This window comes from Ramlibacter tataouinensis (assembly GCF_027941915.1).
GTDB classification, from domain to species: domain Bacteria; phylum Pseudomonadota; class Gammaproteobacteria; order Burkholderiales; family Burkholderiaceae_C; genus Ramlibacter; species Ramlibacter tataouinensis_C.
The window spans coordinates 4,118,246-4,142,846 of the sequence record NZ_CP116009.1 but is presented as its reverse complement, the minus strand read 5'-3'; the positions used below and the strand labels follow the sequence as shown (position 1 = coordinate 4,142,846).

At 71.0% G+C, this 24,601-nt stretch carries 25 protein-coding genes; 15 read left to right on the top strand and 10 right to left on the bottom strand.

What is annotated here, in order from left to right; genetic code table 11:
• Window positions 1-59: 59 nt before the first annotated feature.
• The 11 genes from ahpC to hemP all read left to right on the top strand — a co-directional run bounded on the left by ahpC (window position 60) and on the right by hemP (window position 9,653).
• Window positions 60-632, top strand: coding sequence for an alkyl hydroperoxide reductase subunit C (gene ahpC / locus PE066_RS19890; protein ID WP_271234249.1), 573 nt, complete (start codon window positions 60-62; stop codon window positions 630-632).
• A 97-nt stretch (window positions 633-729) separates the two neighbouring features.
• A complete protein-coding gene (gene ahpF / locus PE066_RS19885) occupies window positions 730-2,340 on the top strand; it encodes an alkyl hydroperoxide reductase subunit F (protein ID WP_271234248.1) in 1,611 nt (536 codons plus the stop codon).
• A gap of 103 nt (window positions 2,341-2,443) precedes the next feature.
• A complete protein-coding gene (bfr, locus tag PE066_RS19880; protein ID WP_271234247.1) occupies window positions 2,444-2,920 on the top strand; it encodes a bacterioferritin in 477 nt (158 codons plus the stop codon).
• Window positions 2,921-3,137: 217 nt separating this feature from the next.
• On the top strand, window positions 3,138-5,393 hold the full coding sequence (locus PE066_RS19875; RefSeq protein WP_271234246.1) for a TonB-dependent receptor: 2,256 nt from the start codon (window positions 3,138-3,140) through the stop codon (window positions 5,391-5,393).
• Between the two features lie 8 nt (window positions 5,394-5,401).
• The gene (locus tag PE066_RS19870) at window positions 5,402-6,088 is read left to right on the top strand and encodes a Fe2+-dependent dioxygenase (RefSeq protein ID WP_271234245.1); all 687 of its coding nucleotides are present in this window, start codon (window positions 5,402-5,404) and stop codon (window positions 6,086-6,088) included.
• On the top strand, window positions 6,073-7,200 hold the full coding sequence (locus PE066_RS19865) for an alpha-hydroxy acid oxidase (protein WP_271234244.1): 1,128 nt from the start codon (window positions 6,073-6,075) through the stop codon (window positions 7,198-7,200). Before PE066_RS19870 ends, PE066_RS19865 begins: the two co-directional genes overlap by 16 nt.
• An 80-nt stretch (window positions 7,201-7,280) precedes the next feature.
• Window positions 7,281-7,520 (top strand): (2Fe-2S)-binding protein, encoded by a 240-nt coding sequence (locus tag PE066_RS19860; RefSeq protein WP_271236626.1) that lies wholly within the window; start codon window positions 7,281-7,283, stop codon window positions 7,518-7,520.
• Window positions 7,521-7,592: 72 nt separating this feature from the next.
• The gene (locus PE066_RS19855) at window positions 7,593-8,330 is read left to right on the top strand and encodes an energy transducer TonB (RefSeq protein WP_271234243.1); all 738 of its coding nucleotides are present in this window, start codon (window positions 7,593-7,595) and stop codon (window positions 8,328-8,330) included.
• A complete protein-coding gene (locus PE066_RS19850; RefSeq protein WP_271234242.1) occupies window positions 8,327-9,043 on the top strand; it encodes a MotA/TolQ/ExbB proton channel family protein in 717 nt (238 codons plus the stop codon). Before PE066_RS19855 ends, PE066_RS19850 begins: the two co-directional genes overlap by 4 nt.
• A gap of 2 nt (window positions 9,044-9,045) precedes the next feature.
• Window positions 9,046-9,459, top strand: coding sequence for an ExbD/TolR family protein (locus PE066_RS19845; RefSeq protein ID WP_271234241.1), 414 nt, complete (start codon window positions 9,046-9,048; stop codon window positions 9,457-9,459).
• A complete protein-coding gene (gene hemP / locus PE066_RS21390; protein ID WP_336298442.1) occupies window positions 9,456-9,653 on the top strand; it encodes a hemin uptake protein HemP in 198 nt (65 codons plus the stop codon). Before PE066_RS19845 ends, hemP begins: the two co-directional genes overlap by 4 nt.
• Window positions 9,654-9,674: 21 nt before the next feature.
• Here hemP and PE066_RS19835 read toward each other — a convergent pair whose 3' ends face one another.
• A complete protein-coding gene (locus PE066_RS19835; RefSeq protein WP_271234240.1) occupies window positions 9,675-10,082 on the bottom strand; it encodes a GlcG/HbpS family heme-binding protein in 408 nt (135 codons plus the stop codon).
• 126 nt (window positions 10,083-10,208) lie between these two features.
• Between PE066_RS19835 and PE066_RS19830 the strand changes: the two genes are divergently transcribed.
• Window positions 10,209-10,901, top strand: a complete 693-nt coding sequence (locus tag PE066_RS19830) for a Bax inhibitor-1/YccA family protein (RefSeq protein ID WP_271234239.1) — start codon at window positions 10,209-10,211, stop codon at window positions 10,899-10,901.
• Between the two features lie 115 nt (window positions 10,902-11,016).
• On the opposite strand, the gene rlmD is transcribed toward PE066_RS19830, so the two are convergent.
• From rlmD to surE, 6 genes are all read right to left on the bottom strand, one after another.
• Window positions 11,017-12,408, bottom strand: coding sequence for a 23S rRNA (uracil(1939)-C(5))-methyltransferase RlmD (gene rlmD / locus PE066_RS19825; protein WP_271234238.1), 1,392 nt, complete (start codon window positions 12,406-12,408; stop codon window positions 11,017-11,019).
• A 38-nt stretch (window positions 12,409-12,446) separates the two neighbouring features.
• Window positions 12,447-13,232: a 3'-5' exonuclease gene (locus tag PE066_RS19820; RefSeq protein ID WP_271234237.1), complete on the bottom strand. Its 786-nt coding sequence runs from the start codon at window positions 13,230-13,232 to the stop codon at window positions 12,447-12,449.
• Between the two features lie 81 nt (window positions 13,233-13,313).
• Window positions 13,314-14,297, bottom strand: a complete 984-nt coding sequence (rpoS, locus tag PE066_RS19815) for an RNA polymerase sigma factor RpoS (RefSeq protein WP_271234236.1) — start codon at window positions 14,295-14,297, stop codon at window positions 13,314-13,316.
• Window positions 14,298-14,300: 3 nt separating this feature from the next.
• Window positions 14,301-15,188 (bottom strand): peptidoglycan DD-metalloendopeptidase family protein, encoded by an 888-nt coding sequence (locus PE066_RS19810; protein WP_271234235.1) that lies wholly within the window; start codon window positions 15,186-15,188, stop codon window positions 14,301-14,303.
• Between the two features lie 14 nt (window positions 15,189-15,202).
• Window positions 15,203-15,979 (bottom strand): protein-L-isoaspartate(D-aspartate) O-methyltransferase, encoded by a 777-nt coding sequence (locus PE066_RS19805; protein ID WP_271234234.1) that lies wholly within the window; start codon window positions 15,977-15,979, stop codon window positions 15,203-15,205.
• Entirely contained in the window at window positions 15,976-16,740 is a 765-nt protein-coding gene (surE, locus tag PE066_RS19800) for a 5'/3'-nucleotidase SurE (protein ID WP_271234233.1), read from the bottom strand. The genes PE066_RS19805 and surE overlap by 4 nt, the downstream gene beginning before the upstream one ends.
• Before the next feature lie 99 nt (window positions 16,741-16,839).
• Between surE and PE066_RS19795 the strand changes: the two genes are divergently transcribed.
• On the top strand, window positions 16,840-17,817 hold the full coding sequence (locus tag PE066_RS19795) for an NADPH:quinone oxidoreductase family protein (RefSeq protein ID WP_271234232.1): 978 nt from the start codon (window positions 16,840-16,842) through the stop codon (window positions 17,815-17,817).
• Window positions 17,818-17,851: 34 nt separating this feature from the next.
• Here the strand turns inward: PE066_RS19795 and PE066_RS19790 are convergent, their stop codons facing one another.
• Both PE066_RS19790 and PE066_RS19785 read right to left on the bottom strand, forming a co-directional pair.
• Window positions 17,852-19,030 carry an acetyl-CoA C-acetyltransferase gene (locus PE066_RS19790; RefSeq protein WP_271234231.1) on the bottom strand — a complete coding sequence of 393 codons (1,179 nt, stop codon included), beginning with the start codon at window positions 19,028-19,030 and terminating at the stop codon, window positions 17,852-17,854.
• Between the two features lie 75 nt (window positions 19,031-19,105).
• Window positions 19,106-20,254, bottom strand: a complete 1,149-nt coding sequence (locus PE066_RS19785) for an acyl-CoA dehydrogenase family protein (RefSeq protein ID WP_271234230.1) — start codon at window positions 20,252-20,254, stop codon at window positions 19,106-19,108.
• Window positions 20,255-20,433: 179 nt separating this feature from the next.
• On the opposite strand from PE066_RS19785, the gene PE066_RS19780 reads away from it, so the two are divergent.
• Both PE066_RS19780 and PE066_RS19775 read left to right on the top strand, forming a co-directional pair.
• The gene (locus PE066_RS19780) at window positions 20,434-21,432 is read left to right on the top strand and encodes a zinc-dependent alcohol dehydrogenase family protein (protein WP_440480611.1); all 999 of its coding nucleotides are present in this window, start codon (window positions 20,434-20,436) and stop codon (window positions 21,430-21,432) included.
• A 96-nt stretch (window positions 21,433-21,528) separates the two neighbouring features.
• A complete protein-coding gene (locus tag PE066_RS19775) occupies window positions 21,529-21,936 on the top strand; it encodes a cytochrome c (protein ID WP_271234229.1) in 408 nt (135 codons plus the stop codon).
• A gap of 37 nt (window positions 21,937-21,973) precedes the next feature.
• Here the strand turns inward: PE066_RS19775 and PE066_RS19770 are convergent, their stop codons facing one another.
• The gene (locus PE066_RS19770) at window positions 21,974-24,559 is read right to left on the bottom strand and encodes a cation-translocating P-type ATPase (protein ID WP_271234228.1); all 2,586 of its coding nucleotides are present in this window, start codon (window positions 24,557-24,559) and stop codon (window positions 21,974-21,976) included.
• Between the last annotated feature and the right edge of the window lie 42 nt (window positions 24,560-24,601).

Sequence of the window (24,601 nt, the reverse complement as noted above, 5' to 3'; positions counted from 1 at the left end):
GGGGCGAAACTACGGCTCTGACACCTATCGCAACCTCGACTTAAAAGGAAGGAAACCGCATGTCCCTCATCAACACCCAGATCACCCCCTTCCAGGCGACCGCCTACCACAACGGCAAGTTCGTGCCGGTTTCGGACGAGAGCTTCAAGGGCAAGTGGTCGGTGGTGGTGTTCTACCCGGCCGACTTCACGTTCGTCTGCCCGACCGAGCTGGGCGACCTGGCCGACCACTATGCCGAGTTCCAGAAGCTGGGCGCAGAGGTGTATGGCGTGTCCACCGACACCCACTTCACCCACAAGGCCTGGCACGACACCTCGGACACCATCAAGAAGGTGCAGTACCCGCTGATCGGCGACCCGAGCCACCAGCTGGCCCGCTTCTTCGACGTGCTGATCACCGAAGGCGAGGACACCGGCCTGGCGCTGCGCGGCACCTTCATCATCGATCCGGAAGGCCGCATCAAGACCATCGAGGTGCATGACAACGGCATCGGCCGCGTCGCCACCGAGACCCTGCGCCGCCTGAAGGCCGCCCAGTACATCGCCGCCCACCCGGGCGAGGTCTGCCCGGCCAAGTGGAGCGAAGGCGCCGAGACGCTCAAGCCGTCGCTGGACCTGGTCGGCAAGATCTAAGCGCCGCCGGCTGCAGCCAACGCTGAAGGCCCGGGTGCGCCCTGCGCCCGGGCCTTTTTCTTTCCATTCACCATCCAGCAAGAGAGGGACTCCGAACATGCTCGACGCCAGCCTGAAGGCTCAACTGGCCGCCTACCTGCAACGCATCACCCAGCCGGTGGAGATCACCGCCCTGCTGGACGACACGCCTGCCTCCGGGGAGATGCAGGCGCTGCTGCGCGACATCGCCGAGGCCTCGCCGCTGGTGCGCGTCAGCGAGAGCGTGCAGTCGAACGGCCCGCACCGCACGCCCTCGTTCTCGATCAACCGCCCCGGCGAAAGCCACGGGCCGCGCTTTGCCGGCCTGCCGATGGGCCACGAGTTCACTTCGCTGGTGCTGGCCCTGCTGCAGGTCGGCGGCTACCCGCCCAAGGTGGAGCAGGACGTGCTCGAGCAGATCCGGGCGATCGACACCGACTTGGAATTCGAGGTCTATGTCTCGCTGACCTGCCACAACTGCCCGGACGTGGTGCAGGCGCTCAACCTGATGGCGGTGCAGAACCCGCGCATCAAGGCCACCATGATCGAGGGCAGCCTGTTCCAGGACGAGATCGAGCAGCGCCAGATCATGGGCGTGCCGACCGTGTTCCTGAATGGCACCCTATTCGACACCGGCCGCATGAGCCTGGAGGAAATCCTGGCCAAGGTCGATACCGGCGCCGCCGAGCGCGAGGCCAAGAAGATCGCGGCCAAGGACCCGTTCGACGTGCTGATCGTCGGCGGCGGACCCGCCGGTGCCGCGGCGGCCGTGTACGCGGCGCGCAAGGGCATCCGCACCGGCATTGCCTCCGAGCGCTTCGGCGGCCAGGTGCTGGACACGCTGGGCATCGAGAACTTCGTGTCGGTCAAGGAGACCGAAGGGCCGAAGTTCGCGCTGGCCCTGGAAGAGCACGTGCGCCACTACGACGTGGACATCATGAACCTGCAGCGCGCCAAGGCGCTCAAGCCGGGCAAGGACCTGATCGAGGTGGAGCTGGAGAGCGGCGCGACGCTCAGGGGCCGCAGCGTGATCCTGACCACCGGGGCGCGCTGGCGCCAGCTGGGCGTGCCCGGCGAGCAGCAGTACCGCAACAAGGGCGTGGCCTACTGCCCGCACTGCGATGGCCCGCTGTTCAAGGGCAAGCGCGTGGCGGTGGTCGGCGGCGGCAATTCCGGCGTGGAGGCCGCGATCGACCTGGCCGGCATCGTCGGCCATGTGACACTGATCGAGTTCGGTGAGCAGTTGCGCGCCGACGCGGTGCTGCAGCGCAAGCTGGCCAGCCTGCCGAACGTGACGACGCTGCGCAACGCGCAGACCACCGAGGTGACCGGCGACGGCCAGAAGGTCAATGGCCTGGTCTACAAGGACCGGGTCTCCGGCCAGGAGCACCGCGTCGAGCTGGAAGGCGTGTTCGTGCAGATCGGCCTGGTGCCCAACACCGAATGGCTCAAGGGCACGGTGGAACTGTCCAAGCACGGCGAGATCGTGGTCGATGCGCGCGGCCAGACCTCGGTGCCGGGCGTGTTCGCCGCCGGCGATGCGACGACGACGCCGTTCAAGCAGATCATCATCGCGGCCGGCGATGGCGCCAAGGCGGCGCTGGGCGCGTTCGACCACCTGATCCGCACGTCGGCGCCGGCCGATGCAACGCCGGCAGCGCAAACGGCCGAGGAGGCGGTGCCGGCCTGAGCACGCGCGCCGCCCGCCGTGACGGGACTTCCCGGCGGGTGATCCGCGCGGGCTGCGATTCGGGCGAGAATGCCCGCATCGCAGCCCCGCACGGAGAACAACAATGCAAGGCAACCCGCAAGTCCTGCAGCATCTGCAGGCCCAGCTCAAGAACGAGCTGACCGCCACCAACCAGTACTTCCTGCACTACCGCATCCTCAAGCACTGGGGGTTCGAGCGGCTGGCCAAGAAGGAGTACGAGGAGTCGATCGGCGAGATGAAGCACGCCGATCGGCTGATCGAACGCATCCTCATGCTCGACGGCCTGCCCAACCTGCAGGACCTGGGCAAGCTGCTGGTCGGCGAGGACGTGCCCGAGATCCTCGACTGCGACCTGCGCAGCGAGCGCGGCGCCCAGGCCGAAGTCAAGCAGGGCATCGCCGCCTGCGAGGCCGCGCAGGACTACGTCTCGCGCGAGATCCTGGCCGACATCCTGCAAGACACCGAGGAGCACATCGACTGGCTGGAAACGCAGATCGAACTGCTGTCCAAGGTGGGGCTGCAGAACTACCTGCAGTCGCAGATGGGGGACGCGAGCTGACGGACCTTCGGCCCGGCTTTCTTCCCCCCTAGCAGGCGGCGCGGCCGCCGACCCGCGGGCCCTTTCGGGGCCCGTTTTTTTTCCCCAGGCCCCGCTGGGAGCTCCGCCCTTAATGCGATCGATTCGCATTTACGCATAGAATCCGCGGGACCGTACCCCATCCATCGGCCAGCCAGCCTTTTCCGCCAGCCAGCCTCGTCATCGACCCGGTCCCCCCATGGGACCGCTCTCGCTGGAGGTTTTCCTGGTGTCATCCGCCAACCTGTCCTGGCCCTGCTGCCCGGCCCCCGCCGCCGTTCCCGCTGCGGCACCCACTCCCCTGCTGCCCCTGGGCGCGCTGCTGCTGGCCGCGTCCTGCAATGCCCTGGCCCAGGCCTCGCCGGGCGGGCCTGCGGACGGCTCGCGCGCCCTGCGTGAAATGGTGGTGCGCGACTCACCCGACGCGGCGCCAGGCAAGGACACCATCCACGCGACCACCACCACCATCGGCAAGGGCACGCAGCAGCTGCGCGACATCCCGCAATCGGTGACCGTGCAGACCGAGCGGCTGATGGACGACCGCAACCTCGACGACTTCCGCGAGGTGCTCAGGAGCACGGCCGGCGTCACCTTCCAGGCCGGCGAGACCGGCGAGGAGGACGTGCGCCTGCGCGGCTTCTCGCTGGGCCAGGCCGGCGACATCTACCGCGACGGCCTGCGCGACGGCGCGCTGTATGAACGCGACACGTTCAACGAGGACCGGGTGGAAGTACTCAAGGGCTCCGCTTCGATGCTGTTCGGCAAGGGCTCCACCGGCGGCGTGGTCAACCAGGTCAGCAAGCAGCCCTTCCTCATGACCCAGCACGAGGTGGACTACACCGCCGGCAGCGGCGGCCTGCACCGCCTCACCGGCGACTTCAACTTCCACACCGGCGAGAACGCGGCCTTGCGCCTCAATGCGATGGCGCACGAGGCCGACAACTGGGGCGCCCGGCAGCGCAAGTCCGGCATCGCGCCCACCTACCGCTGGGGCATCGGCACGCGCAACGAGTTCGCCGTGGGCTTCTATCACCTGGATATCGAGGGTCGGCCGCTCTACGACCACCCCTGGATCCTGGACAACGGCCGCATCACCGAGGTGCTGCCGGCACGCAACTACTACGGGCTGGCCAACGACCACCTGAACACCAGTGCGACCTACCTGAACCTGTCGCACGTGTACCGCTTCGACCACGAGGGACAACTGAGGACGCAGTTGCGCCATGGCCGCTACGAGCGCGACCTGCTGGCGAGCGCGATCGGATTCGCCACGCCGACCACCCGGGCGACCCTGAGCGACGCCACGGTGCTGCGGCGCAACCCCAAGGCGCGCATCGGCGAGAGCGAGCTGACCCAGCTCACCAGCGACTACTCGGGCACGTTCGGGCGGCACCAGCTGCTCGCCGGCGTCGACATCTACCAGGACGACGCGCGGCGCAACAACAGCTTCACGACCGGACTCGCCGCCGCCCCGACCACCACCATCGGCACCCCCAACGACGGTGCGGTGCGCCCCGACACGCGGGGCCCGGTGCCGTTCAACACCTTCGATGCCCGCGACATCGGCCTGTACGCCCAGGACACCTTCGCCCTGACGCCGATGGTCAAGCTGCTGGCAGGGCTGCGGTTCGACCGCTTCACGGCTTCCTACCGGGATGCGCAAGGAGCCCTCTCCGGCGAGCGCTCGGACAACCTGTGGAGTCCGCGCGTCGGCGTGCTGTACCAGCCGGACGACAGCGCCAGCTACTACGTTTCCTACGGCACCTCGTACAACACCTCGGGCGACGCCTATCAGTTCGCGGTCAACTTCAACGCGGGACAGCAACGCACGGCCAACACGCCGCCCGAGAAGAGCCGCAACTTCGAGGTCGGCGGCAAGTGGGACCTGTTCGACCAACGCGCGCTGCTGGGCGTGGCCTTCTTCTACAGCGAGAAGCACAACGAGCGCAACACCGACCCGGACACCGCGGCCACCCAGGAACTGCTCTCCGGCAAGCGCCACGCCGCCGGCATGGAGTTCAACCTGGCCGGCCGCCTCACGCCGAAATGGGAGGTGTTCTTCAACCACACCTGGATCCCCGACGCGACGATCGACCAGAGCAACCAGGTAGCCAACCCCGCCGGCACCGGCCCGCAGGTCGCCGGCGACCGGCCCGGCCTGACGCCGCGCCACAGCGGCAGCCTCTGGACCAGCTACCGGGTGCTCCCCCGCCTGCGGCTCGGCATGGGGTTGAACTGGCGCGGTTCGCAGAACCCGGAAGGCAACCGCGCCGTGCGCGCCGACGGCTTCGTTACGGCGGACGCCATGGCCGAGTACCTGATCAACGATCGCTGGACGGCCAAGCTGAACGTCACCAACCTGACCGACCGGCTCTACGCCGACTCGCTGTACCGGGGTTTCTACGTGCCGGGCGCGCCGCGCCGGGTGGAGCTGACGCTCAAGTCGATGTTCTGAGGCTCCCCATGCTGCTGCACCTGAAGAAGATCCTCGCGCCCGACGAAGTGGCGCAGGCGCGCGCCCTGCTCGGGCCCGACGCACCGTGGATCGACGGCCGCGGCAGCGCCGGCACGCAGGCGGTCGCGCGCAAGAACAACGAGCAGCTCGCGCAAGACAGCGCCGCCGCGGCGCAGCTGCGCGAGCTGGTGCTCGCGGCCCTGCAGCGCGATCCGCTCTTCTTCTCCGCGGCCCTGCCGCGCAAGATCTTCAACCCGCTGTTCAACCGCTATGGCGGTGACAGCAACCACTACGGCGAGCACATCGACGGCGCCGTGCTGCGTTCGCAGCACCCGCCCCAGTGGGTGCGCAGCGACCTGTCCTGCACGCTGTTCCTCGCGGAGCCGGACGAATACGAGGGCGGCGAGCTGGTGATCCGCGAGCCGCAGGGCGAGCGCCGCCTCAAGCTGCCGGCGGGCGACCTGGTGCTGTATCCCGGCACGACACTGCACGAGGTCACGCCGGTGGTGCGTGGCGCGCGCATCGCGAGCTTCTTCTGGGTGGAGAGCATGGTGCGCAGCGGCGAGCAGCGCCAGCTGCTGTTCGAGATGGACATGGCCCTGCTGCAGCTGCGTTCGCGGGATGCCGACGACCCTGCGCTGGTGCAGCTCACGGGCACGTACCACAACCTGCTGCGCATGTGGGCGGCCACGTGAAGGCGCAGGCACTGCCGCCGGAGGTCGTCAGCCTCGACGACCACCGAACCCGCGCGCTGGCGCGGCTCGACCCGAATGCCGCGGCCTACCTGGGCAGCGCGGCCGGCGACGGCCACACCGCCGACGCCAATCGAGCGGCCTGGGACGGGCTGCGGCTGTGGCCGCGCGTGCTGCAGCCGCTCGCCGGCCTGCACACGCAGGTGGAACTGCTGGGCCGCCGCCTCGCCCATCCGGTCCTGCTGGCGCCACTGGCCTACCAGCGCCTGTTCGATGACGACGGCGAGCTGGCCAGCGCCATCGCCGCCGCCGCGCAGGGCGCCGGCTTCGCGCTCAGCACGCTGTCCAGCGTGTCGCTGGAGACGGTTGCCGCTGCCGTGTGCGGCGATGCGGGCCGCGGGCCGTTGTGGTTCCAGCTGTATTTCCAGCGCGACCGCGGGCGGACGCTGGACCTGGTGCAGCGGGCCGAGGCGGCCGGCTACGAAGCGCTGGTGTTCACGGTGGACGCGCCGGTCAACGGGGTGCGCGATGGCGAGCGGCGCGCCGGCTTCCGGTTGCCGCCGGGCGTCATCGCGGCCAACCTCCCGGCCGCGGCGGGCCCCGCAAGCCTGGCTGAGCTTCTGGCCACGGCGCCCGGCTGGGCCGACCTCGACTGGCTGCTGGGCGCCACGCGCCTGCCGGTGCTGGTCAAGGGCGTGCTGCACCCGGCCGACGCCCGCGCCGCGGTGGCGGCCGGGGCTGCCGGCCTGATCGTCTCAAACCACGGCGGCCGGACACTGGACGGCGCGCCCGCGACGGCATCGGCCCTGCCAGCCATCGTGGCGGCCGCCGGCGGCGCCGTGCCGGTGCTGGTCGACGGCGGCATCCGGCGCGGCACCGATGTGCTCAAGGCCCTGGCGCTCGGCGCCCGCGCCGTGCTCATCGGCCGGCCGCTGGTCTGGGGCCTGGCCAGTGCCGGTGCCATGGGGGTGGCCCACGTCATCCGGCTGCTGCGCGACGAGCTGGAAGCGGCCATGGCGCTGTGCGGGCTGGCGTCACTGGCCAGTCTTTCACGCGACTTGGCCTTGTCCGGCCATGCGGTGCCGCAGCCTCCTTGGCGCCATCAAGGAAATTGATCTGGGTCATTGCAAATGCGATCGATTCGCATTTAAAATTTGCCCATCGCCTTCCAGCATCCCCTCCGCAGTACCCCGCCATGATCGTCTGTGTCTGCCGCCGTATCTCCGACCGCGAGATCGCCCGCCATGCCCGCGCGGGGATGAGCTTCGACGACATCCAGTTCGAGCTGGGCGTGGCGACCCAGTGCGGCCAGTGCGAGACTTGCGCCCGGGACGTGGTCGCACAATGCAACCCGGCGGCTCCCGTCGCGGCGGTGCAGCATGAAGGCTGTGGTTGCGGAGCGGGCGCATGGGGTTGTTCGTCCTCCTTGGCCTGATCCTGCCGCTGGTGCTGGGCGCTGCCTGGTGGGCCCTGCGCGACTGAGCCCCCGCCGCCCCGCACCGTGTCGATGCCGCCGATTTCCCTGCCCTTCCGCCGCCGCAACGCCGCCGTAGCCGGTGGCGTGCTGCTGGCGCACGCAGCGGCGCTGTGGGCGCTGCAGCATGGGCTGCTGCGCCAGCAGCCGCCCGAGATCGTGGTGCCGGTGCAGGTCGTCAGCGAAATCATCCCCGCGCAGCCGGCCGAGCCCGCCGCGCCGCCGCCGGCACCACCGCCCCCGGTCCCGCCGCCGCCCAGGCCCGCGCCTGCGCCGGTTCCCCGCAAGGCTCCGGCGCCCCGCCCCGCGCCGCGGCCGCCCGCACCGCTGCCGGCCGCCATTCCCGAGACCGCGCCTTCGCCGACGGCACCGCTGGGCACGACGGCGCCCCAGCCGCCGGCTCCGCCCATTGCCGCGCCGGTGGCGCCGCCCGCGCCCGCCTCGGTGCCCGCGCCGCCCGCCCCGCCGGCGCCGGCGCCGGTGAGCCTGCCGATGGTGGACGCGGACTACGCCGCCAACGAGGAGGCCTTCCGCCCACCGGCGATTTCGCGCCGGCTGGGCGAGTACGGCACCGTGCTGCTGCGCGTGACCGTGGGCGTCAACGGCTTCGCCACGCGGGTGGAGCTGGCTCGCTCCAGCGGCTACGACCGCCTGGACAAGGCCGCGCTCGAGGGCGCGCGCAAGCTCAAGTTCCGGCCGGCCACGCGCAACGGCGTGCCGGTCGAGTGGACCTACGATTTTCCAGTGAGATACGCGGAGAGAACGCGATGAACAACGAATTCGGCTTGTTGCACCTGTGGGCCCAGGGCGACCTCGTGATGCGCGGCACGGCCCTGATGCTGCTGGCCATGTCGCTGGCCTCCTGGTGGGTGATCGTGGTCAAGGCATTGGACCTGCGCCGCTACGCCGCCCAGGCCCGCCGCACCGAAAGCTTCTGGCACAGCGCCGATTTCGCCGACGGCCTGGCCAAACTGGGGGCGGACCCGGCCAACCCGTTCCGCGCGCTGGCCACCGAGGGGCGCGAGTCCACCGCCCACCACCATGCGCAGCCGCAGCTGCACGATACGCTGGGCGCCAGCGAATGGCTCACGCGCAGCCTGCGCAACTCGATCGACGAATCCACCGCGCGCCTGCAATCGGGGCTGGCGGTGCTGGCCTCGGTCGGTTCCACGGCGCCCTTCATCGGCCTGTTCGGCACCGTCTGGGGCATCTACCACGCGCTGCTGACCATGAGCACGGCCGGCCAGGCCACGATCGACCAGGTGGCGGGACCGATCGGCGAGGCGCTGGTGATGACGGCGATGGGCCTGGCGGTCGCGATTCCGGCGGTGCTCGGCTACAACGCCCTGGTGCGCGGCAACAAGTCGGTGTTGATGAAGCTCAACCGCTTCGCCCACGACCTGCACGCCTACTTCCTCACCGGCACGCGCGTGAGCGCCGGCAGCGCGCCGGCCAACGTGGTCTCCATGAAGAAGGGAAGCTGAGCATGGCCTTCGGCACCCAGGACGACACCGACGAGGTGATGAACGAGATCAACGTGACGCCCATGGTGGACGTCATGCTGGTGCTGCTGATCATCTTCATCATCACCGTGCCGGTGATGAAGCACTCGGTCAACATCGACCTGCCGCGGGCCAGCAGCCAGCCGCAGGACATCAAGCCGCAGACGGTGCGCCTGTCGGTCGATGCCGACGGCCAGTACTTCTGGAACGAACGCCGCATCGGCGAAGGCGAACTGCCCGCCCTGCTGCGCGCCGAGGCCGCCAGGGATCCGCAACCCGACCTGCACATCCGCGGCGACAAGGCGGTGCGCTACGAAAAGGTGGCGCAGGCGATGGCGGCCGCCCAGCAGGCTGGGCTGCGCAAGATCGGATTCATCATGGAGCCGCGCCAGCCATGAACGCCGGGCCGGCCGCCCCCGCGCCCCCTGGCGAGCCCCGGTGCAGCCAGGCACCGGCGCCGCCCCCGGCGGCCCGCAAGCCGCTGGACAGCGACGCGCTGCTGGCCGGCAACCGCTGGGTCGAGATCCGCCACCAGGGCGAGGTCTACCGCCTGCAGGCCACCCGGCTGGGCAAGCTGATCCTCACCAAGTAAGAAGGCGCGGCGACGCGCCGGTCAGAGCCCGATGGCGGCGATGCCGGCACGGGCGATCTGCGCGTCCTCGCTGGACTTCACGCCGCTGACGCCCACGGCGCCCAGGCACTGGCCGTCCTTCAGGATCGGCACGCCGCCCTCCAGCATGCCGCGCAGGTCGGGCGCGCTCAGGAACGAGTAGCGCCCGCCGTTGATGATTTCCTCGTACACGCGGCTCTCGCGCCGGCCGAGCGCCGCCGTGTGCGCCTTGGCGGGCGCGATGTGGGCCGACACCGGCGGGGCGCCATCGAGCCGCTGCAGCCACAGCAGGTGGCCGCCGTCGTCGACGATGGCGATGGTGACGGCCCACTGGTGCTTGAGCGCTTCGGCTTCGGCGGCGGCGGCAATGGCCTTCAGGTCGGCGAGTTCGAGGGTGAGTCTGGTCTTCATGGTTGTCGCGTTGGAAAAAGGCCGAGGATACCGGCTGGCCCCCGGTGGTCTTTCTTTTTCGGGCCGGCCGGGGAACCCACCTAGAATCCCCGCATCCAATAACCGTCCAGTCAAAGGAGTTACCGGATGAACGAGCAAGTCACTTCCGCAGCCGGCTACGGCTATGCCCTGTCGCCGGCGCAGGAGCGCAACCGTGTGCTGCGCAACACCTACTGGCTGCTGGCCCTGTCGATGGTGCCGACCGTGCTGGGTGCCTGGCTGGGCCTGCAAACCGGCATCGCCCGTGCGCTGTCGCCCGGCCTCGGCCTGATCGTGTTCCTGGGCGGCGCCTTCGGCTTCATGTTCGCCATCGAGAAGTTCAAGAACTCGGCGGCCGGCGTGCCGATCCTGCTGGGCTTCACCTTCTTCATGGGCGTGATGCTCTCGCGCCTGCTGGGCATCGTGCTGGGCTTCAGCAACGGCGCCAGCCTGGTGATGACCGCGTTCGCCGGCACGGGCGCCATCTTCCTGGGCATGGCGACGATGTCCACCATCGTCAAGCGCGACCTGTCGAGCATGGCCAAGTTCATGTTCATCGGGGCCATCCTGGTGCTGGTGGCCGGCATCGCCAACGTGTTCCTGCAAAGCGGCGCGCTGATGATCACCCTGTCGGTGCTGGTGATCGGCATCTTCTCGTTCTTCATCCTGTACGACCTCAAGCGCGTGCGCGACGGCGAGGAGACCAACTACATCACCGCCACTTTGGGCGTGTACCTGAGCATCTACAACGTCTTCCAGAGCCTGCTGGTGCTGTTCGGGCTGGGCGGCAGCTCCGACTAGACGGACTCGACGCAAAGACGGAAAGGGCCCCCGCGGGCCCCTTTCGTTTTGCCGGGCGGCCTCTGTTCGCCCGCCTTTGCCTTGCAGGTGCGGAAGGAACCGCCCTCCCCCGCTGCTAGCGGTCGAACACCGCCATGCTCTCGACGTGCGCGGTGTGCGGGAACATGTTGACCACCCCGGCGGCGCTGCAGCGATAGCCGGCCTGGTGCACCAGCAGGCCGGCATCGCGCGCCAGCGTGGCCGGGTTGCAGCTGACATAGACGATGCGCCGCGGCGCCGTCCAGCCTGCGGCGAGTTCCGGCTGCTGGTGCAGGTCGGCCAGCGCCTTGGCCAGCGCGAAGGCGCCCTCGCGCGGCGGGTCCACCAGCCACTTGTGGGCGACGCCGTCGGCCACCAGTTGCTGCGGCATCATCTCGAACAGGTTGCGGGCCGCGAACTGCGTGGGCGCCAGCGGCCGCCGGGCGGCGTTGAGCGCCAGGTTCTCGCGCGAGCGCGCCACCAGCGCCTCGCTGCCCTCGAGGCCCAGCACCTCGCGTGCGCGGGTGGCCAGCGGCAGCGTGAAGTTGCCCAGCCCGCAGAACCAGTCGATCACCCGCTCCTGCGGTTGCACGTCCAGCAGCCCCAGGGCGGTGGACACCAGCACCCGATTGATGTGCGGGTTGACCTGGGTGAAGTCCGTCGGCCGGAACGGCATGGCGATGCCGAACTCCGGCAGCGTGTAGGAAAGCGGCGGGCCGCCCTCATCGAGCAGGCGGACGCTGTCCGGGCCCTTCGGCTGCAGCCACCATTGGACGCCGGGGTGCGCTTGCGCGAACGCCCGCAGCTTGGCCAGGTCGCCTTCGCTGAGCGGCTCCAGGTGCCGCAGCACCAGGGCGGTGACGTCGTCGCCGCAGGCCAGCTCGATCTGCGGGCAGGTCTCGATCGCCTCCATGGACCCGATCAATGCGCGCAGCGGCAGCAGCAGGTCGCTCACATGGACCGGCACCACATGGCACTCGCGGATGTCGGCCACGTAGCGGCTCTTGCGCTCGTGGAACCCCACCAGCACCGTGCCCTTCTTGCGCACGTGTCGCACCGAGAAGCGCGCCCGCCAGCGGTAGTTCCAGGCCGGGCCCTCGATCGGCCGCAGCACCCGTTCGGGCCGGACCTTGGCCAGGTGCAAGAGGTCGTCTTCCAGCACGCGCTGCTTGATGGCCACCTGCGCGCCCGGGTGCAGGTGCTGCATCTTGCAGCCGCCGCAGGCGCCCTCGTGCAGGCCGAAATGGGGGCAGCGCGGCCGCACCCGCTGCGACGATTCACGATGGATGGCGGTGAGCTGGCCCTGCTCCCAGTTGTTCTTGCGGCGGCCGATGGCGGCGCTGACCTGCTCGAAAGGCAGTGCGCCCTCGATGAACACCACCTTGCCGTCGGCGCGGTGGGCCACGCCGCGCGCCTCGAGATCCAGCGCATCCACCGCCAGCCAGCCTTCCGGCAAGGCAGCGGAAGCGCCGTCGTTGTCTGCTGTCATCCCCCGATTGTCTCAGGCCGCCGGGCGGCGGCCGGCGCTCAGGCCCAGGCCTGCAGGTACTCGCGCCAGTGCGGTTCGGTGTCCGCGAGCGTCCCGAGGCTGTCCTTGACCAGCGCGATCTCCTGCCCGTACTCGGCCTCGCTGAGGCCGCCGCGCATCTTCTGGTAGCGGCAGTACAGCAGGTAGGTGTTCATCACGTCGGTCTCGCAGTAGCGGCGGATCTCCTCCAGCTTGCCGTCAAGGTACGCCTGATAGACCTGGCTGCCGTCCATGCCCAGCTTGCCGGGAAAGCCGCACAGCTTGGCCATGGCGTCCATCGGCGCATTGGCGCGCGGCTGGTACATCGCCAGCAGGTCCATCAGGTCCATGTGGCGCAGGTGGTAGCGGCTGATGTAGTTGTTCCACTTGAACTCGCGGTCGTCCTCGCCCAGGTCCCAGTACTTGTCGGCGACCACCCCGTGCTGCAGGCCGCGCCAGTGCAGCACCGGCAGGTCGAAGCCGCCGCCGTTCCAGCTCACCAATTGCGGCACGTGCTTGTCGATGCTGCTGAAGAAGTTCTGGATCACGCGGCCTTCGCTGGCGCCGTCGCGATCGACGAAGGAATGCACGCGCAGCCCCTCGCCGCTGCGGAACACGCAACTGATCACCAGCACGCGCTGCAGGTGCAGCGGCGCGAAGTCGCTCTGGCCCTTGTCCTTGCGCTCCTGGCACCAGGCGTCCCAGACCTGGGCGTCGGTGTGCTCGGCGGGGGCGTCGCGCAGCAGGCGCAGCCCCGCCACATCGGGAATGGATTCGACATCGAAGACAAGAACAGGCCAACTCATGAGGGCACTGTATCAGTGCCCTCATCCTCAGGAACCCCCATCCTGCCCTCCCTCGATGGGGGAGGGTTCATCCGCCGGTGCTCAGAACAGCGCCGAGCGGTCGATGCCATCGCGGTTGAGCTGGCGCCTGAGCTTGAGCAGGGCCTCGTTCTGGATCTGGCGCACGCGCTCGCGCGTGAGGCCCAGGCGGTCGCTCAGCACCTCCAGCGTCTCGGGGTCGCGGTCCTTCAGGCCGAAGCGGCCCTCCAGCACTTCCTGCTCGCGCTGCGACAGCGTCTCGATCCAGGTCGCGAGCAGCCGCTCGACCTCGCGCTCCTGCGCGGCACCGGTGGGATCGACCGCGGCATCGTCGGCCAGCGAATCGGCCAGCGTGTGGTCCTCGTCCGAGCGGTCCAGCGCCGCATCGAGCGAGCGCGGCGCCTCCGCCATCGCCAGCAGGTGGGCCACCTCCTGCACCTCGCGGCCCACCAGCGCGGCGACGTCCTCCACCCGCACGCCGTCGCCGCGGCGCGCCGCCTGGAATGCCGGATCGCTCTCCAGCATCCGGCGCGCCCGCAGCACCTGCTGCAACTCGCGCACCACGTGCACCGGCAAGCGGATCGTGCGGCCCTGGTTCATGACGGCGCGCTCGACCGACTGCCGGATCCACCAGGTCGCGTAGGTGGAGAAACGGAAACCCCGCTGCGGCTCGAACTTGCCGATGGCATGCATCAGGCCCAGGTTGCCTTCCTCGATCAGGTCCGACAGCGGCACGCCGCGCCCCAGGTAGCCCTTGGCGATGCTGACCACCAGCCGCAGGTTGTGCTCGATCATGGACTGGCGCGCGTGGAAGTCGCCGGCTTGCGCGCGCACCGCCGTGTCGTACTCCTGCTGCGCGGTGAACAGCTCGGTGCGGCGCACGTCGCGCAGGTAGAGCGTCAGCGTGTCGCTGGACTCGCCGGCCAGATCGGGGCGCAAGTCCAGCCCCGGCGCAGGATCGTCGGCGGCGGGCGCCTGCCGGGAGGGCGCACTGCGCTGCTTCGCGCCCGGATCGGGGACTTCGCCCTTTCCGTCGCGCCGGCGCATGGCTTACCTCGGCGGCAGCAGGTTCGCGGGATCGATCGGCTTGCCTTGCCGGCGGATCTCGAAGTGCAGCTTCACCCGGTCGGTGTCGCTCGAGCCCATCTCGGCGATCTTCTGGCCCTTGCGCACGTTCTGGTCTTCCTTGACCAGCAGCGCCTGGTTGTGGGCGTAGGCGGTCAGGTAGGTGTTGTTGTGCTTGAGGATGATCAGGTTGCCGTAGCCGCGCAGGCCGGCACCGGCATACACCACCCGGCCATCGGCCGCCGCCAGCACCGGATCGCCGGCGCGGCCGCCGATGTCCAGGCCCTTGTTGCGCACTTCGTCGAAGGTGGCGATCACCGTGCTGTTGCCCGGCGCCGGCCAGCCCCAGGCGACTTCTTCCTCGGCCGGCACCGGCGGCTGCGCGGCCGGCCCGGGTGCGGCGGTGGTGACGGTGCCGCGCGGCGCCGTGGCAGCTGGCGAGCCACCCTGCGCGGGTTGCGAGGCGCCGGGCGCCGGCAGCACGGCAGGGGGCGGCACCGGGCGGGCAACGGCCGTCTCGGGCGGCGCGACGCGCAGCACCTGGCCCACTTCGATGACGTTGGGGTTGTCGAGGTTGTTCCAGCGCACGATGTCGCGCCAGTTCTGCCCGCTCTCCAGGCCGATGCGGATCAGCGTGTCGCCCTGGCGGACCGTGTAGTACCCGGGCTTGCCGGCGTTCTCGGCGCCGGGCAGGGTCTTGGCAGGCTCGATCGGGGTGACGGTCACCCCGGCCGTCGCCGGCGCCGTGCGCACGCCTGCGCTGCGATCCTCCACCGGTGCCGGTGCGCGCGTGCGCGAACCGCAGCCGGCCAGCACGAGAGCCGCCACCACCAGCACGGCGGCCCGGGTGGCGCGCGCGGACATGCCCTTCATCTTGTGTTGTTCCTTCAAGCGATGCCGGATTTTAGGGGGACAAAGTGGACGCCCTCAAGGACGCTGCGGCGCACTTCGCGCGGCGTCCTCTCCAGCACCACCAGGGCCTGGCGGCGGTCGGGCATGACGGTGGGCGCGATGATGCGCCCGCCCACCGCCAGCTGGTCGATCCAGGCTTGCGGCACGGCATCGCCGCCGGCGGCGGCGATGATGCCCGCGTACGGCGCGCCCTTGGCAAAACCCTGCATGCCGTCGCCGAACAGCAGGTGCACGTTGGGCAGGCGGAACGGCCGCAGGTTCTCGCGCGCCTTCTCATGCAGGCCGCGCAGGCGCTCGATGCTGTAGACCTCGCTGGCCACCTCGCCCAGCACCGCGGCCTGGTAGCCGCAGCCGGTGCCGATCTCCAGCACCCGCCCCAGGCGGCCGCCGGCCGGCAGCGCGCCCAGCAGCAACTCCACCATGCGCGCCACCACGCTTGGCTTGGAGATCGTCTGGCCCAGGCCGATCGGCAGGCTGGTGTCCTCGTACGCCTGGTTGCCCAGCGCGCTGTCGACGAACCGGTGCCGTTCGATCCGGCCCATGGCGGCCAGCACGCGCGCATCGGCGATGCCGGCGGCAGCGAGCCGCGTGACCATGCGCGCGCGGATCGCCTGCGAGTCGAGGCCCACGCCCGCAGGCCGCTGCGCCACCGGCGCCGCCACCCGGGCCGCGGGAGGGGTCCGCGGCGCGGGCGCGGGGCCCTGTTGCGCCAAGCCGTCCAGCCGCGCGGGAAAGCCCGGACGGCGGTTCATCCCGGACCCGCGAAGCGGCCGACGCGGTCCGACCAGTCGCGCAGCGCGGCATGCTCGGTCAGGTCGACCTGCAGCGGCGTCACCGAGATGCGCCCGTTCGCGGTGGCATGGAAGTCGGTGCCCTCGGCGCTGTCCCTGGGCAGGCCGGCGCCACCGATCCAGTACATGGTCAGGCCATGCGGGCTGGGCTGCGAGATCACCTTCTCGGCCGCATGGCGGCGCCCCAGCCGGCAGACCTCGAACGGCCCCAGCTCGGCGGCGGCGCGGTTGGGGATGTTCACGTTGAGCAGGAACGGGCGCGGCGCGTCCAGGCCCTCGGCCAGCACGCGCTGCACCAGCTCGCGCGCCTTCTGCGCGGCGGCATCGAGGTGGCCCCAGCCCTTTTCCACCTGCGAGAAGGCGATCGCCGGGATGCCGAACAGGTAGCCCTCCATGGCGGCGCCCACGGTGCCGGAGTAGATCGTGTCGTCGCCCATGTTGGCGCCGTTGTTGATGCCGCTGACCACCAGGTCGGGCCGGTAGCCGAGCATGCCGGTCAGCGCGATGTGCACGCAGTCGGCCGGCGTGCCGTTCACGTAGCGAAAGCCGTTGGCGGCCTCCTGCACGTACAGCGGCGCGTGCAGCGTCAGGGCGTTGGACTTGGCGCTGTTGTTGTGCTCGGGGGCGACCACCTCGACCTCGGCCAGGTCGCGGATCGCGGCGTGCAGGGCAACCAGGCCGGGCGCCTGGTAGCCGTCGTCGTTGGACAGGAGGATCTTCATGCGGTACTGCGGCTGCAACCATTGTAGGGCTGGGGTCGCCGCTGGGACATCGGCGACCGCGCGGCTGCCTATCATTGCGCGCTTTCGAAGGAGAACGCCATGCAAGCCTGGCTTTGCGAGGACCCGGTCGGTGTCGATGCGCTGCAATGGAAGGAGCTGCCGACCCCGCAGCCCGGCGCGGGCCAGCTGCTGCTGCGCATCCAGGCCGCCAGCCTGAACTACCCCGACCTGCTGATCGTCCAGGGCAAGTACCAGCACAAGCCGCCGCCGCCCTTCGTTCCCGGCTCCGAGTACGCCGGCGTCGTGGAAGCGGTGGGCGATGGCGTGACCGATTTCCAGGTGGGCCAGCCGGTCGCCTGCCTGTCGGGCACGGGCGGATTCGCCAGCCACACGCTGGCACCGGCGGCGCTGTGCCTGCCGCTGCCGGCCGGCTTCCCGGCGGTGGACGCGGCCGCGTTCATCATGACCTACGCGACCTCGCACCATGCGCTGCTGGACCGCGCGCAACTGAAGGCCGGCGAGACCGTGCTGGTGCTCGGCGCCGCCGGCGGCGTGGGCACGGCGGCGATCCAGATCGCCAAGGCCGCCGGCGCGCGCGTGATCGCCGCGGCGTCCACCGACGAGAAGTGCGAGCTGTGCCGCTCGATCGGCGCCGATGCCGCGATCAACTACAGCCAGGGCAACCTGCGCGATGCGATCAAGGAAGCGACCGGCGGCAAGGGCCCGGACGTGGTGTACGACCCGGTGGGCGGCGACTTCGCCGAACCCGCCTTCCGCTCGATCGGCTGGCGCGGCCGCTACCTGGTGGTGGGCTTCGCCTCGGGACCGATTCCGTCGCTGCCGCTGAACCTGCCGCTGCTCAAGGGCGCCTCCATCGTCGGCGTGTTCTGGGGCGACTACGCGCGGCGCGAACCGCAGGCCAATGCCGCGATGCTGCAGCAGCTGGCCCAGTGGTACGCGCAGGGCAAGGTCAAGCCGGTGATCGACCGCACGATGCCCATGGCGGAACTCAAGGCCGCCTACGCGCACATGGCTTCGCGCGCGGTCAAGGGCAAGCTGGTGCTGGTGAACGACTGAGGCCCGCGCGCTTGCGGCGGGCCCGCGCGGCCGCTCAGAGCCGCTCGACGATGGTCACGTTGGCCATGCCGCCGCCTTCGCACATGGTCTGCAGGCCGTAGCGCTTGCCGCTGCGGTGCAGGGCATGCACCAGCGTGGACATCAGCTTGGTGCCGGAGGCGCCCAGCGGATGCCCCAGCGCGATGGCGCCGCCGTGCACGTTCAGGCGATCCGGGTCCGCGTCGAGCGCCTTCAGCCAGGCCAGCGGCACCGAGGCGAAGGCCTCGTTGACCTCGTACAGGTCGATGTCGCCGATCTTCATGCCGGCCTTCTTGAGCGCGCGCTCGGTGGCCGGGAGCGGCGCTTCCAGCATGATCACCGGATCGCCACCCATCACGGTCATGTGGTGGATGCGTGCCAGCGGCCTGGCGTTCAGGGCCTTGAGGCCGCGCTCGTTGACCACCAGCACGGCGGTGGCGCCGTCGCAGATCTGGCTGGCGTTGGCCGCGGTGATCACGCCGCCTTCCTGCAGCAGCTTGACCGACTGGATGCCCTCGAGCGTGGCGTCGAAGCGGATGCCCTCGTCCACCGTGTGCATCTCGCCGGTGCCCTGCCCTTGCGCATTGCGCACCTCCAACGGCACGATCTCGTCCTGGAAGGCGCCGGCCTGGCTGGCCGCGGCCGCGCGCTGGTGGCTCAGCAGCGCGAACCGGTCCAGCTCGTCCTTGGACAGGCCGTGCTTCTTCGCGATCATCTCGGCGCCCATGAACTGGCTGAACACCACGTTGTCGTAGCGCTGGTTGATGGCCGGGCTCTGGTAGAAGCCCATGCCGGCCTTCTGCGCCAGCTGCGTGGTGCTGAACATCGGCACCCGGGTCATGGACTCGACGCCGGCGGCGATCACGATGTCCTGCACGCCCGACATCACGGCCTGGGCGGCGAAGTGCACCGCCTGCTGCGAGGAGCCGCACTGGCGGTCGATCGAGGTGCCCGGCACCGTCTCGGGCAGGCGCGAGGCCAGCACGGCGTTGCGCGCCACGTTGGTGGACTGCTCGCCGACCTGGCTGACGCAGCCCATGAACACGTCCTCAACCAGCGCCGGATCGGCGTCGGCACGCGCGACCAGGGCGTCGATCACCTGGGCGGCCAGGTCCACCGGGTGCCAGCCGGACAGGCGGCCGCCGCGGCGGCCCCCGGCGGTGCGGACGGCGGCGACGATGAAGGCTTCGGACATGGGGGGACTCTCCTCTGTTGGATCGATGCAAGAAGATGGAACTCGGAACGATTCTGCCAGCCGGCGGCGGCGACCTTAGAGCGCCCGCGCGATCACTTCCTTCATGATCTCGCTGGTGCCGCCGTAGATGCGCTGGATGCGCGCGTCGGCGTACATGCGGCCGATCATGTACTCGTTCATGTAGCCGTAGCCGCCGAACAGCTGCAGGCAGGCATCGACCACGCGGCCCTGTGCCTCCGAGCCCCACAGCTTGGCCATCGACGCCGTGGCGGTGTCCAGCTGGCCCGCCAGCAGGTCTTCCACGCAGCGGTCGATGAAGGCGCGGCCGACCTGGATCTCGGTGGCGATCTCGGCCAGCTTGAAGCGCGTGTTCTGGAATTGCGCGATGGCCTGGCCGAAGGCCTTGCGCTCGCGCACGTAAGCCAGCGTCGCTTCGTAGGCGCCCTCCATGGCGGCCAGCGCCGACACGCCGATGATCAGCCGCTCGTACGGCAGGTCGGCCATCAGCTGGAAGAAGCCCTGGCCTTCGCGGCCGCCCAGCAGCTGGTCGGGCCCCAGGCGGACGTCGTCGAAGAACAGCTCCGAGGTGTCCTGCGCCTTCATGCCGACCTTGTCGAGCACGCGGCCGACGCGAAAGCCGGCGCAGTCCTGCGTATCGACGATCAGGATCGAGGTGCCGCGCGCGCCCTGGCTGGGATCGGTCTTGGCCACCACCAGCACCACGCCGGCCAGGAAGCCGTTGGTGATGAAGGTCTTGGAGCCGTTCAGGCGCCAGCCCTCGCCGTCGCGCTCGGCGCGCGTGCGCACGCCTTGCAGGTCGGAGCCGGCGCCCGGTTCGGTCATGGCGATGGCGCCCACCAGTTCGCCGCTGGCCAGCCGCGGCAGGTAGCGGCGCTTCTGGTCATCGGTGCCGTGGTTGAGCAGGTAATGGGCGACGATGGAATGCACCGCGGTGTTCATGCCCGACAGGCTTCGGCGCGCCATCTCCTCGTGGAACACGGCTTCGTGGCGGAAGTCGCCGCCGGCGCCGCCCCACTCGTGCGGAATGTCGGTGCACAGCAGCCCGGTCTGGCCGGCCTGGCGCCACAGCTCATGGCCCACGTGCCCGCGCTTGCGGGCGGCCTCGTCAGCGGGGACCATGTGCTCCTCGATGAAGCGCACCACGGTATCGCGGTACAGCTCGAGGTCGGGGTCGCTCCAGGAGCGGCGGAACTGGATGGGCATGGTTGTCTCCTCGCGAAAGATCGGCAGCCCTGGAAGAGCGAAGGGGCTGCCCGGTGCAGCCGCGAATTGTGGAGCACGCCAGCCCGGCTGCGCCGGCGCCGCACGCGTCATTGCAAGCCGCGTGTAGCCCCCGCCTCGGCTTGCGGGGAAAGGCGCACCGCGCCTAGCATGGGGCCATGCTGCCCACCGCCATGCGCGCCATGGCGGCCGACCCCGCCGGCCGCCGCCTGGTCGCGGTCGAGCGTGCCGTGCCGCAGCCGGGCCCGCACGACGTGCTGCTGCAGGTGCTGGCCTGCGGCGTCTGCCGCACCGACCTGCACCTGGTCGATGGCGACCTGCCGCCGCACGGCACCGGGGTTGTACCCGGCCACGAAATCGTCGGCCGGGTGATCGCACGGGGCAGCGCGGCGCAGCGTTTCGAACCCGGCCAGCGCGTCGGCGTGCCCTGGCTCGGCGGCAGCTGCGGCGCCTGCGCCTTCTGCGGCGAGGCACGCGAGAACCTGTGCGATCGCCCGGTGTTCACCGGCTGGGACCGCGACGGCGGCTTCGCCGACTACGCAGCGGCCGACGAGCGCTTCTGCCTGGCCCTGCCCGAGCGCTACGACGACCTGCGCGCGGCGCCGCTGCTGTGTGCCGGCCTGATCGGCCACCGGGCCTGGCGCATGGCCGGAAGCGGGGTCCGTCGACTCGGGCTGTACGGCTTCGGCGCGGCCGCCCACCTCCTGTGCCAGCTCGCCGTCGCCAGGGGCCAGCGGGTGTACGCCTTCACGCGGGCCGATGACGACCGCACCCAGGCCTTCGCCCGCTCGCTGGGCGCCTGCTGGGCCGGCGGCTCGGACGAGTTGCCGCCCGAACCGCTCGATGCCGCCCTGCTGTTCGCGCCGGCCGGCGACCTGGTCCCCCGCGCGCTGCGCGCCGTGCGCAAGGGCGGCACCGTGGTCTGCGCCGGCATCCACATGAGCGACATCCCGTCCTTCCCCTACGCGCTGCTGTGGGGCGAACGCGTGCTGCGTTCGGTCGCCAACCTCACCCGGGCCGACGGCGAGGAATTCATGCGGCTGGCCGCCGAGTTGGAACTGCAGGCGCACGCCCAGCCGTTCGCGTTGCCGGACGCCAACTCGGCCCTGCAGGCCCTGCGCGAAGGCCGCCTGGACGGCGCCGCCGTGCTGGTGCCCTGAACCCCACTTGCGGCGGATCAAGTGCGCGCGCAGCGGCCCTCCCTAAATTGGTTTTGCACCGGCCCCCATGGCCAACCGACAACCGAGAGGTCCCCGATGAACAAGCTGCCGTTGCCCGACTCCGAGCCGCGCTGGAGGCCGATCGGCATCGCCGCCAGCGCGCGGCGGCGGGTTGCCCGCCAGGTGTTGACCCGGCGCGCGCTGGCCTTGCTGCTCGCGGCGCTGCCGGCGTTTCCCGGCAGCGCCGCGCACGCCCAGGCGCTGCCGGCCACGCGCGGCGCGCTGCTCTACGAGAACCACTGCGGCGCCTGCCATTCCGAGCAGATGCACTGGCGGGCAAAACGGCTCGCCCGCGACTGGAACTCCCTGCGCGAGCAGGTCCGTCACTGGCAGGGCGAGGCGCGCCTGGGCTGGAGCGAGGAGGACATCGACGCCGTGGCCCGGCACCTGAACGACACGATCTACCGTTTTCCGGTGACGCAAGGCGTCGCGCAGCAGCGCTGAGCGCAGGAGCCCTGCTGGCGCGACGTGCCCTTGGGCTTCAGGGGGAGCTGCCGGAATCCGGGCGGTCCAGCGTTTGCCCCGGCGCAGGCCTGGCGGGGCGCGCCGGCCGTCGACCGCGCCGGCCGAATGTCGCGCCCGCGGCGACGCCCAGCCCGGCCGCCACCAACGCGATCAGCACGCCGGGGACACTGGGCATGGTCACGTGCAGCAGCCGGCCGAGCGGCGGCAGCGACAGCGCGAGCGCGAGCACGGCAACCACCAGCGCCGCCACCGCCAGCACCGCCCCGGACGGCCGACTGGAGAGCGCCCCGGGCTGGCCGGCCGCGACCCAGACCAGCATCAGGTTGCCCGCGGTCAGGGCGATGACGACGACCGAGCGGGCCTGGTCGGCGCCGGCTTCGAGGCGCCAGCCGAGCAGCCACGCGAGCGCGACCCCCAGCAGCAGCCATGCGCCCTGGACGGCGCCCTGCCCGATCGCGGCCCAGCCCAGCAGCATCTCGCTCCCGTCGCGCGGCGGCCGGGTCAGGGTGTCGGTCGCCGGCGGCGCGCCTTCGAACGCGAACGAGCAGGCCGGCTCGATGACCAGGTGCGCCAGCACCACGTGGGCCGGCAGCAGCACGGCCGGCAGGCCCAGCAGCACCGGCAGCAGCGCCAGGCCGGCGATCGGCACGTGGATCGCGGTCACGTAGATGGACGCCCGGCGCATGTTGTCGAAGATGCGGCGGCCCAGGCCGATGCCGCGCACGATCGCACCCATGTCCTCCTCCATCAGCACCAGCCCGGCCGCTTCGCGCGCGACGTCGGCGCCGCGCCGTCCCATCGCGATGCCGACGTCGGCGGCCTTCAGGGCCGGCGCGTCGTTCACGCCGTCGCCGGTCATGGCGACGCAGTTCGCGCCGGCCTGGAAGGCCCGCACCAGCCTGAGCTTGTGCTGCGGCAGCACCCGCGCGAACACCCGCACGCGAGCGACCGCCTGGCCCAGCTGGGTCTCGTCCAGCGCGTCGATCTGCTCGCCGGTGAGCACCCCGGCCGCGGTCTCGATGCCGGCCTGGCGGGCGATGGCCAGTGCCGTGGCCGCATGGTCGCCGGTGATCATCGCCACGGCGACGCCGGCGGCGCGGGCCTGCGCGACGGCCACTGCGGCGCCGGCCCGCAGCGGGTCCTCGAACGCCACCAGCCCGAGCGGCGTGAACGCGTAGTCGTGCTGGCAGGGGGCCGGCGTGCCGGCGCCGGCGCTTCCGCGGGCGACGGCGAGGACCCGCAGCCCTGCGCCGGCGAGGGCGGCGGCACGGTCCAGCAGCGCGGCCGCCGCCGGTGCGTCGAGGTGGCACAGGTCCGCCACGGCTTCGGGCGCGCCCTTGGCGGCCACTTCGGGGTGGCCGCCGGCGCCGACCCAGGCCTGCGACATGGCCAGCAATTCCGGGGTGACGGGATATTCCTGCAGCAGGCGCCAGTCGGGATGCAGGTGGTCGCCGAACGCAGGCGCGGCATCGCCGCGGGCCAGGATGGCCGCATCAATCGGGTCGACCGCCGCGCGCCGCGAAGCCAGCATGGCGTACTCGAGAAGCTCATGGACCTCCTCCGGCAGCGGCCCCTCGCGCAGCACGTCCACGTCGGCCGTGGGCGTGACGAGCCGCCGCAGGCGCATCCGGTTCTCCGTGAGCGTGCCCGTCTTGTCGACGCACAGCACGCGAATGGCGCCCAGCGCCTCCACCATGCCGAGGCTGCGCGCCAGTACCTGCTGCCGCGCCAGCCGCCAGGCGCCCAGGGCCAGGAAGACGGTCAGGATCATGGGCAGTTCGTCCGGCAGCAGCGCCATCGCGACCGTGATCGCCTGCAGCGCGCCCTGCAGCCAGCCGCCACCGCGCAAGCCGGACCAGAGCGCGATCGACGCGCTGGCCGCGAGCGCCGCGAGCGCGAGGACCCGCACCACCCGGCGCAGATGCCGCTGCAGCGGCGTCGCGGCCCGATCGATGCCGGCCAGCGAGCGCCCGATGCGGCCGATCTGCGTCGCGCGGCCGGTCGCCAGCACGCGGGCCGTGCCGTGGCCGGCGACCGCCAGGGTGCCGGCAAAGACGAACGGCGTGTCGTCGCCGCCGGGGACTCCAGGCTCCGCGGCCGGCTCGCGCGCCGCACGCTTGCCCACCGGCAGCGCCTCCCCGGTGAGCAGCGACTCGTCCACCGCCAGCCCGACGGAGTCGACCAGTTCGGCGTCGGCCGGTATGCGGTCGCCTTCGGCCAGCAGGATCCAGTCGCCCGGCACCAGTTCCACTGCCGGCACCCGGCTGACCTGCCCGTCGCGCAGCACGCGGGCCAGCGGTGCGGCGAGCGAGCGCAGGCTGGCCAGGGCCCGGTCGCTGCGCCGGCGCTGCCAGAGCACCAGCCCGACGGTCATGCAGGCGAAGAAGGCGAGCAGCAGGCCGTCGGCCGGCTCGCCGATGAGCAGGTAGAGCCCGGCCGCCGCCAGCAGCAGCAGGAACATCGGCTCGGTGCCCACCTCGGCGAGCCAGGCCAGCCGGCGGCGCGGCGCCTCGACCTCGTTCGGACCCTGGCGCAACAGCCGCGCCCGCGCCTGTGCGGTGGTGAGCCCTGCCGGCCCGCTCGCGTTCGATGGCTGGGCCATGGGGAAGAGGGCTTGCTGCCGGCACGCCATTGCGTGACGGCA